This is a genomic window from Duncaniella muris (assembly GCF_003024805.1).
In the GTDB taxonomy this organism is placed as follows: Bacteria; Bacteroidota; Bacteroidia; order Bacteroidales; family Muribaculaceae; genus Duncaniella; species Duncaniella muris.
In genome coordinates this window covers 1-20910 of the sequence record NZ_PUEC01000036.1, presented here as the reverse complement: position 1 = coordinate 20910, position 20910 = coordinate 1, and the positions used below count along the sequence as shown (strand labels likewise).

Genomic DNA, 20910 nt, shown 5'->3' with positions numbered 1-20910 from the left:
CAAAAAAATTCCCCTGCCGTATCATCGACAGGGGTCATTTTTATTTTGCCCGAAGGGGTCAATCTTATTATGCCCGAAGGGGTCAGTCCCGCGTGCCCGAAGGGGTCAAACTCTCGCGCCTTTTCCATACGAGGCTACCGACGCACTTGTCGAAGCCTTAGACCGCGAGGCGTTCCCGTTTTGGATTGAATCGCCCAAGTGCCGCCAGCGCGAAGGGTTGTTAATACGCAGTAAGGAGGAGTTCGATAATTACTACATTATCGGTTCTCATCGCCTTTTCGTTACCCTCGTTCCTATTATCCGCGAGGTTCAAGGCGCAACCGTCGCCCCGGTACTCGGCAAGTATCTCGCTCCGATTCTTTCGGGCGAGGATTCCGATACCTTCACGCTGATGAAGGCGACAGCAGCCCGCGCCGTGGCTTTGCTAACTATGCAGAAGGCGGTGGAACGCCTTCCGGTCGAGGTTATCCCGGAGGGTATCGTACAGGTTCAGCAGTCGCAGCCGGTGAAATCAAGGTTACGCGCCGAGCAATCGGCCCGCGCCTCGGTCGCCGCCTCTCTGGGTGCTGACGCTACCCGCGCACTCGAATACCTTCAGCAACTCGTGGCGCAGCTCGACGCAGACGGCGAGGAGGTAGATACATCAATTACCGGGCCTATCGTCCACAGTAAAGGAATGTCGTTTTAATGGAAACAATTACCACACGAGGCCGCTCCGTCAAAATTCCGACCCATGTCAGCGAATTGACCCCGGCGCAATACGAATATTACGTTTTTCTCGCCTACGCTCTGGGCGCGGGTGTGATTGACGGCGATTATTTCCGGGTTCGCTGGCTCTCCTTCCTGATTGGCCTCGGCAAAGCGGATTACACGTTGTTGAAGGAGCAACACGTCGAGGAACTGAAAGCACAGGCCGGAGCGATTGAAGGTTTTTTCGTGGCTGAAGGCGACCGCGTTCATCTTGATTTCAATACGCCCGTTAACCTCCTGCCTTCATACGGAGGCTATCAAGGCCCCGGCGATTGGCTGGAGGGTGTGACATACGGCGAGTTTGTGGAGTGCCTTACCATAGCCGAGAATCTTCACCAAATGGACGAACAAGAGGTGGCTGAAGGTTACGCTCATATTGCCCGAAGGCTCTACCATATTCCCGACGGCGAGAAAGTGCCCGACCTTCTGGCGTTCCATGCCCCGACGCTCCTCGCCTCCGTCTGGAAGGCAATCCTCGCCGGCCCCGTGGAAATCAACGGAAAGAAAATTGATTTACGGATTATCTTCCGCAGTTCCGGCGGAGGAAAGAAGCCGGACGACAAGACCGGATGGACCGGTATAACCTTCGAGGTCGCTACCGCCGGGCTGTTCGGAAACGTGGCGGAGGTGGAGCGCACCGATATGTGGGCCGTCCTCATTTACCTGTATAAATGCAAGTTTGAATATCTCAACGAGAAACGTAACACCCCAAATAAATAAATCATCATGCAACTTTCAACCACAATCAAGAAAAAAATTAAGGCGTGGGAAGGCTGTCGGCTTACTGCCTACCGTTGCCCTGCCGGAGTTCTCACAATCGGCTACGGCCACACCGGAAAAGATGTCACCCCCGGCAAGAAAATCACACAAGCGGAGGCTGACGCGCTTTTCGATACCGATATTACCAAGTTCGCCGCCACAGTTGCGCCGACCTTTGCCGGGGTGCGGCTCAATGGCAACCAGTTCGACGCGCTTGTTTCGCTGTCTTACAATATCGGTTCGCTCACCGTCAAGGCCCCGACGCTTGTCCGTAAAGTTAAGGCCGACCCCAACGACCCCACTATCCGCGCCGAGTTCATGAAACACGTTAACGCAAGGGTTAACGGTGTACTGAAGCCCCTCCCCGGACTAATGAAACGCCGAGCAGCCGAAGCCGACCACTATTTCGGGAAGATATGATAAATCTCTTACAGTACCGCGAATATTGGGAAGGAGTAGGCCGCCGCGTCGATTCAATAACCGAGGTTCTGCCAGTCACCATAGACGAGCAGATGGGTAAGAAAATTCAGTCGTTACCGGCGAACTCTGTAAATCTTTTCGTTTTTCCTCCTTTGGCTGAATCCGACGCGAAGAATGTCGATAATTTCAAGGAGGTGAACAAATGCGTGGTTTTCGTTATGGCGAAATACGACCCGCAACGCCGCAGCTCCTTCGACGTGCTGGAGCAGACACAGCCGATTATCGACGAGGTAAAAAGTATATTGCTCAACGACCAGAGAGCAGGATGCCCGGTTATGCGTGTCGAGGTTGACAGTATCGACACCGCTCCGGAAACGGAACTTTACGGACGCTTTGCCGGTTGGTCGATAGCCTTCAAAGTAACATCTTACTGATATGGACGACCCCGACCAGATAGCAAAGTATTTCACCGAATACGTTAACCGAGGATTCCGCCGGATATTCGAGGAGCAGCGACGTATAGCCGCCGCCAAGATATACGGAAAACAAGCCTACCGCACCGACGGAACACCCCGGAGCCGTTCGGGGAGGCTGCAACAGGCGTTAGCCTCGCCGACCTTCTCGATAACCGGCTCCGGCTCCGGCATATCGGCAAACGCGCAGTACCCGACATATCTCCGATTCCTCGACATGAAGCGGCTCGGTAATTACCGAATCTATAACCGCCCGGTCTGGGGGATTCTCTATAAAGAAACATTCAACGACATACGGTTTGAGTTCTCGGCGTGGTTACGCAAGAATTTGGCCGATTCTATCCGCGAGAGTTATCAACAGTCATAACAAGTTATCAACAATGAAGAAAGTAAAAATTATTGTGGGCGCAATCCTTCGGGGTGCGCTCCTCGTTGCCCCCGGTGTCGCTTTCGGCTGGTGGGCATGGTACAAAGCAATGGCGTTAATCGCTATCCTCGCAGCCGTCGGTGTCGAAACCCTGTTCCTGTTCGTGTTCTCGTTCATCACCGTGGCCGTCCAGGCCCGCCGCGACCTCCGACGTAAGAAGGCGGAGGAAGCAGAGGCGGACGAGGGAAACGACACCGCAGCACAGTAAACCAATTTTCACTAACTTAAATTTTTGCATTATGTCAGTATGTAAAGACAGTAAGGGGCAGGATAAACTCCTGCACATTTTTGTGGTGTTCTGTATCGCCGCACTCATCGGCGCACTCATCGCCCACATTCCGCCACATAAGGAGTGGGTGGCCGCTCTTGTCGCTTTTACCGTAGCCCTCGCCGTCGGTATCTGGAAAGAGTTCCGCGACCGTCGCCAGAAGGGAAACCACTTTTGTGTCTGGGACATCGTGGCCGACATCATCGGCGCGGTTCTCGGTAGTGGTGTCGCATGGCTTGCGGCTCATTTCATCACGCGCACCCTCTAAAGGGTGAACCCTTCCAACTCGTTGCGCACCTCGCCCGAAATCGTGGCGAGGTGTTTTATGTTTTATAACATATACTTTTTTATTTGAATATGTCGCCTAAATCAAATAATTTGCTTAACTTTGTGGAAACGAAAATAATATACAGTTATGGGCGGTATAGGCAGCGGCGGAGCACGAGAAGGCGCAGGGCGTAAAACAGTGGACGGAGAGCCGAGGACTAAAATCTCGGTCACTTTGCCCACATGGTTGTTAAACCTCATACGCGACGAAGCAGACCGCCGGAAGGTTTCGACCTCTCAACTTATTACCGAATTTTTAACGAAAGGGCTTGAACGATGAAACGGATACTGAAATATATATTACTTGCTATCGTGGTAGTTGTATGGTATGGAGTATTCTATCGTATCGACCCCACAACTCCAATACAGGCGTTTTTTGCGGCACTGTTTTTAAGTGCTGTAAGTGTAATGATATATTTGGCTATTGCTGAAATAGTCAGACGCTATAAATCCGGTGAGCAGATATGGACGTGGCAAGAAGAAAAGCCGCGAAAACTACCGTTATGGTATAGGATATTATCGAAGATTTTCCGTTAATTAGGTGTCCTTCATAGACTAACCCGAAGGGGGTAATTTTGCCGCAAACAAGATTACCCCCTTTGTCATGGCGAAATTAAATAACGATAAAATCGCGGTCGAACTCGACCTTAAAGCACAGAAGGCACAAGAGGAGATCCACCGACTTACCAAAGCGACAAAAGAACTACGCGACCAAAACAGCCAACACCGTAAGGAGATTTCGCGCCTTGCCGCTACTGAAGGTGACTACTCGGCGGAAATTAAAAGGCTTAACGAGCTGATTCGATCCAACAAGCGAGATATTGAAGCCAATAACCGTGCAATGGAGAAAGCACGGAAAGAGATCGACATTTCAAGAATGTCGGCCGCTGATCTTGGAAAAGAATTAAAGCGACTGAAGGGCGAACTGAACAAGACTTCAAAAGCCCTATACCCGGAAAGATATAGAGAGTTGGAGAATGAGATCCGGCGAGTTGAAAAGGCTCACGCCGAAGCAACCCGTTCGACACGCGGTTTTCTGGCGTCGCTCCTGTCGCTCGATAAGATAGCCACCTCGATAAAGGGCTTTTTCATGGGCCTGGGTATGGTGATAATGACGCAAGTTATCGGGGCGTTCAAGCAACTGACAAACATTATTCAGGATTTCGAACGGGCTAACTCCAAACTTGCCTCCGTACTGGGTACGACTATCGACGGAGTTTCACGTCTGACCGATCAAGCGAAATATTTAGGGCGCACCACTACCGCCACCGCCTCGCAAGTTACCGGCCTTCAGACCGAACTTGCAAAACTCGGATTCACGCAGGACGTTATCGAGAAACTGACCCCCTCGGTTCTGAAATTCGCGAAGGCTGTCGATACTGACCTATCGAGCGCGGCAGCGTTCGCCGGTGCCGCCATGCGTATGTTTAACAAGGACGCAGACCAAGCCGAAGCGGTGATGGCCTCTTTTGCCGTTGCCACAACTAAAAGCGCACTTGATTTTCATAAGTTGGAGGCTTCGCTGTCAACTGTTGGCCCGGTTGCCAATGCGTTCGGGTTCTCCCTCGAAGAAACGACCGCACTCCTCGGCCAACTCTCAAACGCCGGATTCGACGCAAGCAGTGCAGCCACTGCAACCCGTAATATCCTCCTGAATCTGGCAGACGCTAACGGCGACCTCGCGAAAGCCCTCGGTGGCCCGGTGACTAACCTCGACGAACTGGTTAACGGGCTGAACAAACTTAACGCGGAAGGTGTGGACCTCGCGAAAGCCCTCGAACTGACCGACAAGCGAAGCGTGGCCGCGTTCTCGACTTTCCTTAACGGTTCTGATTCAATTCTCGCGCTCCGTGATTCGATAACCGATTGTACCGGTGATTTCCAACAAATGGCCGCGACAATGGCCGACAACGCAGCCGGTTCGTTCGCCGGATTCCAGTCAGCAGTGGAGGGCTTAATTTTGAAATTCTTTGATTTCCGCGAAGCCCTGAAAACTCTCTACGAGTGGGGTACGGCCGTAGTTAACTGGTTAGGTACGTTTATCGATGCACTGACACCCGTCGGAACGGCGTTCGGTTTTGTCGTTAAAGCCGTTGGAGGATTGATTTCCGTACTCGGTTCGGCGATTGGTTGGTTTACAAATCTATTCACACAAACAAAATTAGGAATCGCGGTTATTAACGCGCTGGTAGCCGCTTTCGTGGTGTATAAACTTTCGGTAATCGCCACCTCCGCAGCCGTAAAAAGGTTTATCACCGATATTGTAGCGAAAAAGGTAGCGATGATTTCCGAAATATCCGTTACCAAACTCGCAACCGCAGCCACCCACGCCTTCAACACCGCGTTAAAGTCGAATCCTATCGGTTTGGTTTTGGCTGGTATCGCGTTACTTGTTACGGGTATCATGTCGTTTATAGACGCTTCAAAGAAGGCTACGACCGAAACCTCCTATCTTACCGAGGCTACAAATAAGTATCGGGAGGCCGTGACAAAGGCCAACGCGCAAGCGCAAATGGAACGCGACCGCCTTATGGAGTTGCGGCGTGTCGCTATGGACGAACTCGAAACGAAGGAACACCGTATAAAGGCAATAAATGAACTGAATCGAATAATTCCGGGCTACAAGGCTCAACTTGATTCTGAAACTGGGGCTTATCGGGAGAATAAAAAAGCCCTCGACGATTATATTTTGTCGCTTGAAAAGAAATTAAGAATCGAAGCCGCAAAAGGCCAATATCAAGAGTTATTAAAAGCCGACGCAGACGCACAGCAGGAAGCCTACGAAAAGTGGAAACAGCAGCGTATGCGATTAGCGATTTTGCAAGCCGGCAAGGCTAAACGCGACCAAGATTTAATGAGGGCGAACGACCCTTACGGCATATTAAGGAGCGAAAATGCCGAAATGCTGAAACTGCAACAAGAATTATCCGGCTCGTTTACTGACTGGTATAAACAGCAACGCACCGAACAAACCCGCGCTCTTGAAGAATTTCAGGAATATCTTCACGAAATTAGCCTTACTTTCGACGACCTCGCCGACCCTGAACCGGAGGTGGACCCGTTCAAACCCCTGAACGATTCAGCAAAGGAGGCCGTTACCAGAATTAAAGAAATTAACGCAGAGTTAAAACGCCTCCGAAAAATTGACCCGGAGAGTGATGAAGAACTCGACCGTATTCAGAAACGTATCAAACTCCTTCAGGAAGAAAAAAAGGAACTCCTCGGAAAAAATAAGATAAAGAGAGAGCCGGGTACTTACGGCGCGGATTCTCTCGACGAGGTTACAAATCCTATTTCCGACGCTCATCAACGCCGACTACTGGAAATAAATAAACAAAATCTTACTCAATCGGAGCAGACGATCGCGAAGAGCCGGGAGTTAATTCGGTATGGCCGCGAACTTTCGGCTGCCCTCGAAACGCTCCGAGAAAAAACAGACAGCACCCACACGAAAACCCTCGACGCAATCAACGCCGCCCAGACCCAAATCGAACAACAGACGGCGGCAGCTCAAAAGGAAATCGACAAGGCTATCATAAAGCAAAATGATGAATATTATAAAAATCGACTGACCGCAGTAAAACGATTCTACTCGGAACAGGAGTTTATAATAAAAGAATCTCAGGCAAAAGGCGAAATCTCACAAGAGGCCGCAAGTTTATACAGCCTTAATTTGCAGCGTCAGAGCCACGCCGACCAACTCGCCGAAATGCAACGGTATTACGACGAGTTGGAGGACGATTATAGCATGGACGCGGAAACGTGGCAGCGTACCCGTGAACAGTTGGAGGCAAAGATGCGCGAAATGAATAGCAATTTACTCACTGATACGGGTAAACTTGTCGAGCAAATCCGCCAACTCTCTACCGATACCACCAGCGCAGAAGGGATAAAAAACGCCTTCGACCTTCAGCGTCAAGGTATCGAACAGACATACGCCGCAGCGGTGAAAGTTGTCGGAGAAGGTACAGAGCAAGCGGTAGCACTCGAAACGGAGAAACAACGCCGTATCGCCGCCCTTAATTACCAGTATCAAGAGCAGATGTGGCAGCTTCAGGAACTTGTCGGGCTATCATGGGCCGACGAGTACGAACGCGAACTCGCCCAACTCGAAAATTACCACCGTCAGGGCCTTATCTCAACTAAGGACTACGAAAAGAAAAAATTACAGTTAGGCGTTACCAACGCTAAAAAGTATTTCGATTATTACGCCAATCTTTCCGGCTCGATGTTCTCGGCCATACAAGATGCTGAAATCGCGCAGAGTGACGCGAAATATGATGTCTTGATACAACAGGCAAAGAATAACGGAGAGGACACTGCAGCCCTCGAAGAAGAAAAGGAAAACAAGAAACTCGAAATACAAAAGAAATACGCCGATGTTGATTTTGCGATTAAAATCTCCACGATTATAGGAAATACCGCCGTCGCCATAATGCAGGCTTTCGCGCAGCTCGGCCCGATTGGTGGAGCTATAGCCGCCGCCATGTTGACTGCTACCGGCGTGGCCCAAGTAGTGAGCGCAAAAGCCGAACGCGACAAAATCAAGAATATGCAGCCGAGCAATACCGCCGGCAGCTCCGGCACCGTTGCCGCTCCGGCCAAGGCTGAACGAGTGCTATCCGGCTACTCTGACGGCGGATATACAGGCGACGGTGACCGCTACGAGGTTGCGGGTGTCGTTCATCGCGGCGAGTACGTCGTGCCGAAGCCTATTATGGACAACCCTCGCGTAGTTGACGCGGTGGGTACAATCGAGGCGATACGCCGTAATAAAATCCTCGGTTCAGGTATGGCCGCCGCTCCTTCCGCCGGTTACGCCGACGGAGGTTATACCGTCCCGGCTCCCTCGTTGAGCATGGAGGAATTTACAAAGGCCGTTCAGGAGTTCCGGGCTGCAACAAAGGCAATCCGGGCATATATCGTTTACAAGGACATAGAGGACGCGAAGGAAACGATGGACCGCGCCCGCGCTCCGTTCACCAGAAACAAAAAGTAATTACCGCTATGATAAAAATACTTATCAAAGGGGAAGCTCTCGACCTCCCCGAAGGTTTCAGCATGGCCGTTGAAGATACCAACCCGATATTTAACGACCAAGGCAGCCAATCAATACCGGCCACCGTTCCACCGACGAGGCGTAACAACCGACTGACCGGCCACGTTGTCCGAGTTGACAACGCCGAGAATCCGAACGAGCCGGAGCGGACTTGTATCATAGAGAACGGCGCGTACCAACGTCGCGGCACACTGAATTACACAAGCGCAAACAGCCGCGACGGTATAACCTTTAACGTCGGGTTCGACAACTCCACGGCCTACGAAAAATGGAAAAATAAGAAACTGACCGAACTTTCGACACTCCCCATGTGGCGACACTCATCGCTTGCCGTCCTGATGTCGGAACTTAACGAGATATATCACAACGCTGACCCGAAAACCAACCCTTTGGCGGTTTTCCCTATTGTTACCGCTATCGACAAAGAAGGATGGCTCGAAACATATTCTATTATCGACCCCGAAAAGGTCGAAATATTGAATATGTGGACGCGCACCGCAATGCAATACAAAGCGTTAAGAAGCGTCGATAAGGTGACAAGGACAATCAACGGAACAGTTACGGAGGTTTCAGTTCCGGAAAACTACGGGTTCACGCCATTTGTAAGGGTGTGGCGTGTTCTGGAGTTGATATTTTCCGATTTAGGTATGTCAATCGCTGCGAATCCGTTCAAGACTGATAACGACCTCGCCCGGCTTGTCGTGCTGAATAATTGCGCTGATTCCTGTTGTCAGAAAGATGTTAATTATATCGACCTCATGCCGGACGTGACGGTCGAGGCGTTCATGGCCGCCCTCTGGGCGCGTTTCGGCCTCGTCTATCATGTCGATTTCAGCACTTGCCGCGTAACTATGGCCTTTATCGGCGACATAATCAACAAACCGGCTCAAAAGGATTTAAGTAATATAATATCCGAGCCGCCCGTGGTGAACTACGACAAGGGGAAATATATCAAGTTATCCGCCTCCACCTCGATAGATTGCGCCGAGCCGGAAACGGAGAGATTCGAGGACTTTTTTAAGAATTTCGATTCCTCTCAAATCGGTGATTCAGTTGTCGAAAATGAAAATATAAGTTTTACTTTTAACCGAAAAACGGCGGTATGGTCGAGATATGATAAAGTAAACAGGAAATCGAAGGAAGGTTCTACCAGCTTTTTTAATTGGGACCCGAAAACGCCCGGAGTAGAGGCTGAAGAAATCACATCGGACGACGAATTTGTGCCGCTGGCTCATGTCCAGATACGAAAACCCGCTTACGGAACTTACGGCGATTTTGCCGACGACGTACCTTTTTATCTGAAGGGTATGCGTCACAACCACAGTTATATTAAAGGTTCTGACGGACCGGAGGGTGGAGATACGCCGCTGGCGTTTATGTTCGCTTTTACCGGAATTGAAACGAGCTACGACAGTACAGAAGGCCGGTTCGCGTCAGTGACAGGCGACACGTTCAAGGACGGAAAGCAGCACACAACCTCCCTACTGTTTCAGTATAAAGGCGGCCTGTTCGATAAGTATTGGCGGCAGTATGATGAAATTTTGAGGCATGGAGCGCGAACGATTGAAATTAAAGGCCGCCTAAAGCTGCAAGAGATTCAGCAGCTCGATATGTTCCGCCCGGTAATGTTCAAGGGTGTGCGCTGCCTGATTGATACCGTTAACTATTCTTTGCCCGGTGGTAAAGAGATTGCCGTGGAAATCAAGTTACGGACAATTCAAACGCAAGGAACGTACAACATCGCCACTGAACAGAATATACCGAATTTTACTTTGTTAGATACCGACTATTACTGGAAATACGTTTCGGACACCCTTCAGACGGTTTATAACTCAACCGAGAGCAAAAACGCCGCAATCAAGGCGTGGAAAAATGCTAACCCGGACTATCAAGCACCAAATATTTACACATGGCCCGGCCTTGCCATGCCTGTAACTGTGCAGAAAACCGGCTTAACGTGGGAATCCGACCCGTACAACGCGGACGGTACTTGTAATATGGAGGGAGCGACCAGAACGCGCCAGTACCAGGCCCGCGCCACCTACGAAATATGGGAACTGTACGACGTTTCAGAAGGCGACCCGGACCATTACGAAACGGAGCCGGGCGAAATCCCGTTAGGACAAATCACTATTACAATCACCTATACCGTAACGCTCGTAAGTGCGCATCGTTAGTCCTTTGCCCTCCGTGGCAATTCAATGAAATTTGCAATCATGGAAGCCAATAACATAACAGCAGCCCCACAAGCGGCAGACGTTAACGCCCTCTACGAAGTGTGGCGTGAAACGAATGTGGGGAATAAGGAACAGTTTTACAAGTTCCTGACAACACCCAGTACCGAGCGCGACGAGTTTATTAACGCTCACCCCGTTGAAATCTCCTTCACCGGTTCTATACTCATGGTTACGGCCAAACCTTAAACCCGCTTACAATGGATTCAAATGTAAAAAAGGGTATCGCCTTTTCAAAAAATCCGATATTGCTACGCAGCAGCTTGACGGTTGACGACTACAATCCTATTACCGGGATTCCGTTCACCGTCTATGCCAGCGGCATGAACCAACGCTATGTGGGTCGTTATAACCAGCCCTTTAGCGTCAATATCTCCGAGATTGTGGACGCATACGCCTACACTATCGGCGAACCGATAATGTCGTACCACATAAACGGAGTTCGTGAGGTCGAGGACAACGGCACGATTTCCGAACGCAAAATTTACGTTGATATTACCGAGGATAATCTGGACGAATGGGAGTGCCTTATTATCGCCGGAGGCGTTTCGCGTCAGAATTACCGACGTTATGCCAGAATGAAAACCGACGCTTTCGAGGCCCGTTTTCTCAACAACGCCAATAACTTTTTTATGACAACCCGAACCGCAGGGTGGCGCATAGTGATGAAGGAAACGGAACTTTATCCGCTCTATTTCATAAGTCTGGAGAGATTTCTGTATATGACCGTTGTAGAACGAACGACGGGCAAAACTCTAATACAAGACGGGAATTTCGACAACGGTATTTTTGCGCTTGATATTGACGCGCTACGAAAACAGTTTTTCGATGAATACGGAGTTTTGTCGAATAGTTTCGACATATACAAGGGCGACCCCTCGCAATACTCTTGTAGCATAGTAATTGAGCGGAGCGACCCGGCACGGGAACGCTACCGCCTGAAATTCCGCAATTCTCTCGGTGTATTCGAGATTATCGAACTCGCCGGAGAACTTACCATTACACCCGATTACGCCGCAGCCGATGAAGCAAGATTCAGCAGATACGACGCTGAAACCGACGATTTCACCGCCGACCGCGAACGTATCACACGCCCCCAATCGCTAACAATCGAAACCGGAGTTATGCGGGCTGATACCGTCCGTTTCCTCATGGATATGATAGGCAGCGAGGAGGTTTATTTGCTCGACCTCTCGGAACTCCCGGTTAAAGTTATACCCTCTATCGAGGAACTCAAATACAAGCCGCGTCCGGAAACGCCCCAAAAATTCACCGTCAAGCTGCAAATGGCAGAAGATGAAACCAACATCATGCAAGACATTATCGACGGAACGGAAGGCCGCAAACCGCGAGTATTCTCGAAGCAGTTCAGCAAACAATTTAATTAACTCATTATCACAATGGCAGACACGACACAACAGTTTATTGATAACCTTATAACGGTTATCTGGAACGCCGAGGACCCCGAAAGCGTTACAAACGAGATGGTCGCCCGTGTGTTCGATTTTCTCAATAAGGGATATAAAGACCTTTTGACGAATAACTCGGCGGTAGCAACCGAGAAAGCCGAACGACAGGCAGCCGACGCGGCTCTGCAACGCACTATCGACACGCTTCAGCTCGCTCTCCAAACGGTGACGCGAACAGCTTCAGACGCGCAGACGGCCGCAGCCACTAACCGAACGGCAATTAACAACCTTCTCGGCAAGAACGCATCGACGGCAATCGAGAATTTTAACGAAATTATCACCTTCCTAAATGGTGTGAAGGATTCGGACACCCTTGTGGCGTTGCTCTCGGCTATTGACGAGCGTATCACCGAAAACGCCAAGAAAATACGCGAACAAGGCTATTCGATTAGTGACCTCCAATATAAAACCGAACTCCTCGAAGCCGGTTTCAAGGTTGAAGATAACGGCTACGATCTGAACGCGCTCACCGAAGCGGGATTCTATTTTCTGGAAGGCCCGACCGATGAAATTCTTATTGTTTACCGTTATGCCGGTCCGAACGCCGTAGGAAAACCGACAACGTACCACTTTGTTCAATATCTGTTTACCGCCGGAGGCTTGAAATTCCGCAACGGTAAAGCCGCAGACTTGACAGCGGAGGCAGATTGGGAGGATTGGCAGGGCGTGGGCCAAAAGGGAGCGGGTAATCTTATTAACGTGACGGAACTCGTTCCGCCCGAAAATGGATTCTACGACCTTCAGGCCGCTATCGAGGCAGTTCCGGCCACTCACCGCGCTCTCGGTCGCTGGATAACCTACCGCCTCGGCACGGGCGACTGGGAAACGAAGCAGTTCAAAGGCTCGACGCTCACCCAGTGGGAAAAGGCGGAAAGCTGGGAGGACACCGGCGGAAAGGGTACAATTACCGGGATTAAACTCAACAACATCCCCGTAAATCCAGACGCTGAAGGTATCGTAAATATCACCGTTGACGAGGTGGAGGTGGACGAAACTCTAAACGACAAGTCAACCAACCCGGTACAAAACAACGTAGTAACGCAAGCAATTACCGACCTTCAGGGTAAAACAGTCGCCGACCTTGACGCTACGATGAACGACGAGGGAACGGAGATTCACCTCGCAATCATCAACGACCAGCGTCAAGAGATTGCCGGGTGTGATATTCCCGTAAGTACAGGCGGAAGCGGTGAAACCGGGGCTACCGCTAAAATCATACTTTCCGCCTCGGTTGATAACGATACAATCCGCGAGGGTAGCCCCGTGAAACTCCTTTACCGATACGACCACCAGTATCTCGGAGGCGACCAAGGCGGAGAATCGACCGGCCAACGCGCCGACATCGAAATTACTGTCAAGAATGGCGCGGTTACTACTTTTACGACCACTCTCAACGACGTGGCCGCAGGTGATTACGAACTCGACATAACAAGTTACGTCCGAAGCGGAACAACCGACATCACGGTCAAAGCCTCGGTAATCGACCCGGAAACAGGAGCCACGCGCACCCGTCAGGCTACCGCCCGCGTCAAGGCTATGACGCTGACCCTTTCGAGTGCCTACTCGTTGGCGAACTCTATCGCCGGAGGCGGTTACGGCCCATACGATACCGTTGCGATTCCTTTCACTGTGTCGGGTTCCGGCCGCAAGACCATAACCCTATATCTCGACGGAGAGGCATACGACACGAAGGAGGTAACGAAATCCGGCAAAACGAACGGCAGCTTTACCGTTCCGTTGTCGGGGCTTACTGTCGGACGGCACAACGTTCAGATGGTCGCCGAACTCGAAGCCTCGGACACTCTTACTCTCCGTTCGGAATCTATTTTTATCGACCTTCTGAAGAAACCGGCTACCGGCTACGCTCCGGCTCCGTTTATCGGTGCGATGATTATCTTCTCCGACGGACGGATTTTCGAGAATAACGATTACCTTACTCCAACGCTGGAAATCGGTCAGTTTGAACGCCTCGATTTTGATTTTGTGGTGTTCGACCCTGATACCACTCCGGCAAGCATGGACGTATATCACGACGGAGTGGTTACGCAGTCTATCACAGCACCGCGCACCGTTCAGCGGTACACTAACCGTTTCACCGCTCCCGGAACGGAGGCGATGAAATTCAAAACAGGCGAAACCGATTACCTCTTTAATATCGAGGTCGTAGAATCCGACATTGATTTAATAGAGGTTACGGATTCCCTTCGCGTAAGGTTGTCCGCAGCCGGACGCAGTAACGCCGAGGGGAATCCGGGCGTTTGGGAATTTGAAGGTATAACGACCGATTTCCACGGTTTCGACTGGAGCAACAATGGATGGACGGGCGACGCGCTTTTACTTACAAACGGTGCAAGTATCACAATTAACGACACCCCGTTTGCAAAAGACGCGACCGCGACAGGCTTCACCGTGGAGGCGGAACTGATGTGTTCCAACGTATCAGACCGTAACGGCGTTGTTATGTCGTGTTTCGCCGACGGCGTGGGTCTTGAAATGACTACCGAACAGGCTCGTATGGTTGTTTCAGGCGGTCAGGAACTTGAAACGAAATTCGCCCCGGATATTCCGATTAAAATAGCGTTCGTGGTTGAGAGCAAAAACGAAAACCGCCTTTTACATCTGTATGTTAACGGTATTCGCGACCGCTCACTCCAGTACCAGGCCGCCGCCTCGCTCATGCAGATAAACCCGGCTAAAATTACCGTAAGTTCTGACGCGGCAGACGTGGAACTCCGTAACGTGCGCATATACGACCGCGCCCTCTCTGATGATGAAATGTTGTCTAACTTTATGGTTGACCGCTCGACGGCTGACGAAATGGTTATACTGTTCCAGAAAAACGACATTCTCAACGACGAGGACGCGGTAGACATCGACAAACTCCGCGCACAGGGTAAAGGCTGTATGCGCATTGTCGGCGATGTTGACCTTGTTAACCAGACGAATAACAAGAAATTCGAGGTTACGGTTGATATATACTTTTATTCGCCCTACGGCAAGGAATACGATTTCGTTGCCCGTAATGTAGGTTTGCGAATACAGGGTACCAGTTCGACGACATACCCGCGTAAAAACTACCGTATCTATTTACTCCGAGAGCAATACGGTTGCACTCTGGAGGTTAACGGAGTTCCGGTTCCGGATATGACTTACAGTTTCAAGCCGGGGGCGCGTCCTGTATCAATCTTCTGTCTGAAGGCGGATTTTTCGGATTCGTCGAGTACGCACAACACCGGCGGCGTTCGTATAGTTAACGATATTTTCCGCCGCTGTGGCTGGCTCACACCCCCGCAAGCTGCCTATAAAGGTGACTACGATGTGCGCGTGGGCGTTGACGGTTTCCCGATAAACCTTTTCTACGACAACAACGGCGAGGGAGTGGCGAAATTCCTCGGTAAATACAATTTCAACAACGAGAAATCGGAATCGCACCAAGTTTACGGGTTCGAGGGTATCGAAGGTTTCAACGATGAAGCAGCCCTCGGCGGTGAACGTAATCGCTGTATCTGTGTCGAGTTCCTGAACAACTCGGCGGCTCTCTGTCTGTTCGGCACGGCTGACATGACGAATTTCGATGATGAATTGGAGTTCAGATTTAAGGCCGACACCAAATGGGCAGACGCTCACGAGGACGACAAAGCGGCAGTTATACGCTTATGGTCGTGGATTCAGAGTTGTAAGGGCAATCCGTCGAAATTCCTCCGCGAATATACGCAGTATTTCGCCAATGAAGCCCCGTTCGCATGGTACGCTCTGACGAACTATTTCATGGCGGTGGATAACCGCGCGAAAAACATGATGTTCGCAACGTGGGATGGCCTTATATGGTACATTTTGCCCTATGATATGGATACGCTTTTCGGCGAACGAAACGATTCGTACCTGAAATTCGATTACATGATTGATTTCGATACCGTGGACGAGAGCCAAGGCGCGTACTGTTTCGCCGGACATGATTCGGTACTCTGGGAACTCGTTCGCGGTTGCCCTGAAAAACTCGCCGAGGTTGCCCGTTCTATCCGTTCGGTGATGTCAACCGAGTACGTTCTGGACGTGTTCAACAACCAATTTATGGGCGAATGGTGCGAACGTATCTACAATAAGGACGGAGAATATAAATATATTCTTCCGCTCATCGAAGAAGGGCGCGACTATCTCTACGCCCTTCAGGGTTCGCGTTACGCTCATCGTACCTATACAATCGTTAACCGCTTCAACCTTCTGGATTCGGAGTATTGCGCCGGCACATACCGCGACGACGCGTTCCCGGTGTATTTCTCGTATAATTTTGCGGCCAATCCTCGCAGCATGAAGATAACGGCGGCGGAAAGATTTTGTTTCGGCTACGGCTACACCAACGGCGACCCCACCGTTTCCGGCCTCCGGGCAAATGGCCAAGGTGATGAAATAACTCTTACCTTCAAACAAAATCTTATCATCAACGACCCGCAGAATATTTACGGGGCCTCTCGTATTCAGTCGCTCAACCTTACGGACATAAGTCACGCTATTGTCGGAACGCTTAACCTTAACAAGTGTATTCGCCTCCGCAATCTTGACGCTTCTTGCTCGACCGGTCAGAAGGCACTCACCGGCCTGATTCTCGAAAATTGCCGGAATCTCCGTTCTCTTGATGTCAACGGACTGAACGGCCTTACCTCTCTGAATCTGGCCGAGAACCGTAAACTCGAAACGCTCGACGCGGCAGATACGCAGCTTACAAACGTGATTTTCGCACAGGGCGGAACGATGTCAACGGCAAAGTTACCGGCCTCGCTCCAGACGCTCGAATTACGATACCTTCAGAACCTCGCGCCCGACGCGCTCACCTTCTCAGGAACTCCGGCGGTTACTCGCCTTGTCGTTGATAACTGTCCGCTGATAGACTGGCAGACCCTTCTCAACCGTTGCCCCTCTACGACCTACCTCCGTGTTACGGGCATAGACGAGAGCGGACGCGGTGAACTCCTTCGCAAGTTCCTGACGATGAAGGGTGTCGATGAAAACGGTAACAACGTGACGACTTGCCGCCTCGTAGGTACTTACCAACTCACGAAATACCTCGAAGAATCGGAGTTCAACGAGTTGCAGGCCCATTTCCCCGAACTGAATATAAAGCAGCCGGAATGGACGGTTATCAAGTACGATGAAACGGTTTCAGATTCAAAAAATATCTCAAACCTCGATAACGAAACAGGCTACGACTACGACAACACTTTCAAACCGTCGGCGCACGTCGCCGCTATCATGGCGAAGCGTCACCGCGTAATGGCTAAATATGTAGCGTCCGGCAAAATGCTCGTTTGTCCGCTTGACGATACCGATAGCCGCCGTTATCATGACGGCACGGAGGCCAATACACAAGGTTTCAATCACCCGACGAAGGCCGACGAAGGCGATTTCATGATGTACGAGCCTGACCGTTGGTGCAAGGGTATCGACGATTTTATTAACCGTTGCCATTATCACTGTTTCAGCTCTCTGAAGGCTGTAACGCAGCCGGAGGGTCGTAAACTTTACCCGGAAGATATGGAGCTGCACGACCGCGCAGCTTGCCGAGTGGCTACCACTTACACCACCTTTGACGACTGCCTCGCGGTTTACGATGATTACCGCGTATATGTCGCCCCGGTGAAGGGTTACAAGCAAGCACGATGGCCGGCCGTGAACTCATCGGTTTACGGCGCGGTATTCCTCGACGCAGACAACAACGTGGTGGGTCGTGCCGCCGCCAATAGCGGACGAATGACCGAAGGCTCTTACCTGTTTACCTCCGTTCCGGCCAACGCTGAAAAAATTGCTTTTACTTGCCGCGCCGACGCTCCTTTCTCCTTCGTATGGCTTACCACGTCGCCGGAGATTCACGCTATCGAGCCGGACGCATGGCGAACCGGCCAATGGCTTGCCGGTGTCGTGAAAGCCTATTACGGTAATTTGCAGATTCGCAGTATTACGGGCGTTTCGGCGACCGTCAGCGTGTCACAATCGCAGTTCGTTGATTACTGCCGCAGACGTGGCGAGGGATTCACCCCGATAACCTACCCAATGCACCGCGATATCGCTTGTTTGTTCTGGGCCAACTATGGCGACCGTGACAGTTCAAGCGTGTGCGGATATGGCTCCGGCTCAAATACTACCGTTCAAGGCTTGACTGCCTTCCTCGGCATGAAGGACACCATAGCAAACCCGGCTAATGCTATCGGAGCGGCCGGAGGCTGGTATTACGACGATACGCAGACGTTACGAAATGCGACATCTATCAACGCCATAGGTTACGAAAATCTTTGGGGCAATGTCGCAGAATGGATGGGCGGAGTTACCTCCGATTACTATGTTTGGAAATTCACCGAATACGGAACCGGTGAAGAAAGAACCGTCAAGAGTGGAACAATCTCCGATTCATGGATTACCGAATTACATAACGGTCGTTTCATGGACGTGGTGCCGGTGTTGCTCAACGCCACAGAAACAACCCACTACGGCGATAAATTCTGGTGTTCCAACTCGTCGGCCCGTGTGGTGTACCGCTCCAGCTACAACGCCAACTCGAGCGCCGGTGTTTCGTTCACGAGCGCGAGCCACGATTCATCGAACACGAACGCGTGGTTCGGGTCGCGCCTTGCCTTCATCGGAGAAATCGAATATACGTTAAACGTCGCGGCCTTCTTGGAGGCCGAGGCCATAGCCTAACCGAATAAACTTGAACGTATGATGTTAAACGATACACGAGGGCGCAGCCCTCCCACCGCAGAGCAGCCCCCGAAATGGTAGATTTCCCCAATCGTCGTCGGCCCGTGTGGTGTACCGCTCCAACAACAACGCCAACTCGAACGCCGGTGTTTCGTACACGAACGCGAACAACGATTCATCGAACACGAACGCGTGGAACGGGTCGCGCCTTGCACTCAAAGCGTTAATTTGCCAAAATCGAAAATATATAGCCCTCCGACATCGGCGACGTGTCGCCACCGTCGAGGCAGGGGAGAGAGCCACGGCACAGCCGCCCACAGGACGGAACGCCGAAACATCACGCGCAGGGGTGGAGTTTAGTAGGGTCAGTAATGGCAGCCGAATAACTTAGGCCCCGGAAAAATGAAGGCAAAACAAACAACATGAAACGTATAAAGGATTCCGAAATAATTCCGCTGATTGTCGCCTCGTCCAATATCCGGGAATCAATCGACGCCGTACTCCGAGGAACTGCCCGAAAGCAGTCTAAACAGGGGCGCGAGATTCTTGCGCATATCGACGGGATAGAGGCATGGCTGGCCGCTGAAATATCGGCGGGCGTGTTTCGACTTACCTCCTACGGAGAGGAGATAATTACCGAAGGAGGGAAGAAACGACGGATTCAATTCCTTTACTCGTATTATGAAAAAATGGGTATTCATGCAATAATGAATATCGTCGAGGAACTGACGTTCAAAAAGTTGATACGAACCACCGGGGCATCGCTGAAAAACCGGGGTACGCACGACCTTCTGAAGCTGATACGCCGCGACCTCGAATTATACCCCGATGAAATACAATATGTTTACGAGGACGATATTACGAAATTCTACGAAAGCATATTGCAGGACATCATGATGGACACGTTACGCCGCATATTCAAAGGGCCGATAATTCTCACCCTTCTGGAACGGTTTGTGCGTTTCCTTATCCGTGGGCTGTCTATCGGATTGCGCAGCTCACAACATTTCGGCAATCTTCTTTTGTCGGTATGGCTCGACCACCACGTTAAAGACGAACACCGTTTCAAGTTTTATTATCGTTATTGCGACGATAAGAGGGCGTTCGGTCCCGACAAACCGACGCTTTGGAAATTGAGCGGTATCGTTCACGAACAGGTCGAGGGCATAGGGCTGAAGGTAAAAGCGAATGAACGTATTTACCCGGTTTCACAGGGTATCGACTTTATCGGATATGACATTTACAAGGATTATACTCGTATTCGGAAGCGCAACAAGAAGAAGGCAGCCCGTCGCCTCCACAAAATCAAAAGCAAACGCCGACGCGCTGAAATACTCGCGTCGTTTTACTCGCTCTGCAAACACGCAGACGCTAAACATCTATTTTACAAAATAACAGGCTTAAAAATGGCTGATTACTCAAATCTTAAATCGTTGGCCGACCTCGGTATCTCGACATCGCCGGGAGTGCGTCGGAACGGTCAGAAAAATTTTACTTGCCGCGAGGTCACTCTTAACGCGCTCGTAGGCTCGACGCTTTGTATTCTGGATTTCCAAACAGGCGTTTCGACAAAGTGGTCGCGTAGAGAACACAAGGAAGCGGTGGCCAACGGTGACACGGAGGCAAAGGAGAAAACGAAATATCTCGTTTGCGCCCGTCTTATCGTCCCGAACCGGGCGCAGCTTGCGGCCTGTAACTTACCCCTGAAGAAAGGCGACGTGGTTAAATTCTTTACCGGCTATCCTGATATGTGCGATATATGCGACGCGCTGAAAGATAAGGAACTACTGGGCGAGAATAAGGTGACTATGGCACGTAACGCACAGGGTAATTTTACCGAATATCTTTTCACTTAACAATATATCGACATGAAAACGAGAGAAATATCATGTTCCGAGGTGCTTGCACCTATCGAGTGCATAAACCCACGCCGCGACCGCTGGGCGGTGCGCTGGAATCACCACCGCGACGAGGAGCGCGGATGGCTGGCCGTTGAAATGATTACCGACGGCCGTCCGACTGTTGACGAGATAC

Annotated in this window: 13 protein-coding genes; all 13 read left to right on the top strand. The window is 50.9% G+C overall.

Annotated elements, in window-relative coordinates:
• Positions 1-217 precede the first annotated feature (217 nt).
• On the top strand, positions 218-688 hold the full coding sequence (locus tag C5O23_RS12310) for a hypothetical protein (protein WP_133166563.1): 471 nt from the start codon (positions 218-220) through the stop codon (positions 686-688).
• Complete coding sequence (locus tag C5O23_RS12305) at positions 688-1470, top strand: hypothetical protein (protein WP_107033228.1); 783 nt, start codon at positions 688-690, stop codon at positions 1468-1470. Before C5O23_RS12310 ends, C5O23_RS12305 begins: the two co-directional genes overlap by 1 nt.
• 6 nt (positions 1471-1476) lie before the next feature.
• Positions 1477-1929: a lysozyme gene (locus C5O23_RS12300; protein ID WP_107033227.1), complete on the top strand. Its 453-nt coding sequence runs from the start codon at positions 1477-1479 to the stop codon at positions 1927-1929.
• Positions 1926-2363 carry a hypothetical protein gene (locus tag C5O23_RS12295; RefSeq protein WP_107033226.1) on the top strand — a complete coding sequence of 146 codons (438 nt, stop codon included), beginning with the start codon at positions 1926-1928 and terminating at the stop codon, positions 2361-2363. Before C5O23_RS12300 ends, C5O23_RS12295 begins: the two co-directional genes overlap by 4 nt.
• A gap of 1 nt (position 2364) precedes the next feature.
• Positions 2365-2769 (top strand): hypothetical protein, encoded by a 405-nt coding sequence (locus tag C5O23_RS12290; protein ID WP_107033225.1) that lies wholly within the window; start codon positions 2365-2367, stop codon positions 2767-2769.
• A 13-nt stretch (positions 2770-2782) separates the two neighbouring features.
• On the top strand, positions 2783-3037 hold the full coding sequence (locus tag C5O23_RS12285; RefSeq protein ID WP_107033224.1) for a hypothetical protein: 255 nt from the start codon (positions 2783-2785) through the stop codon (positions 3035-3037).
• A 31-nt stretch (positions 3038-3068) separates the two neighbouring features.
• Positions 3069-3365: a DUF2279 domain-containing protein gene (locus C5O23_RS12280; RefSeq protein WP_107033223.1), complete on the top strand. Its 297-nt coding sequence runs from the start codon at positions 3069-3071 to the stop codon at positions 3363-3365.
• Positions 3366-4028: 663 nt separating this feature from the next.
• Positions 4029-8423, top strand: a complete 4395-nt coding sequence (locus C5O23_RS12265; RefSeq protein WP_107033220.1) for a phage tail tape measure protein — start codon at positions 4029-4031, stop codon at positions 8421-8423.
• Between the two features lie 8 nt (positions 8424-8431).
• Positions 8432-10660, top strand: a complete 2229-nt coding sequence (locus C5O23_RS12260) for a hypothetical protein (protein WP_107033219.1) — start codon at positions 8432-8434, stop codon at positions 10658-10660.
• Between the two features lie 39 nt (positions 10661-10699).
• Entirely contained in the window at positions 10700-10906 is a 207-nt protein-coding gene (locus C5O23_RS12255; protein WP_107033218.1) for a hypothetical protein, read from the top strand.
• Between the two features lie 11 nt (positions 10907-10917).
• On the top strand, positions 10918-12105 hold the full coding sequence (locus C5O23_RS12250; RefSeq protein WP_107033217.1) for a hypothetical protein: 1188 nt from the start codon (positions 10918-10920) through the stop codon (positions 12103-12105).
• Between the two features lie 12 nt (positions 12106-12117).
• Complete coding sequence (locus C5O23_RS12245) at positions 12118-18876, top strand: LamG domain-containing protein (protein WP_107033216.1); 6759 nt, start codon at positions 12118-12120, stop codon at positions 18874-18876.
• Positions 18877-19298: 422 nt separating this feature from the next.
• Positions 19299-20732: an RNA-dependent RNA polymerase family protein gene (locus C5O23_RS12235; RefSeq protein ID WP_107033214.1), complete on the top strand. Its 1434-nt coding sequence runs from the start codon at positions 19299-19301 to the stop codon at positions 20730-20732.
• Positions 20733-20910: the final 178 nt, after the last annotated feature.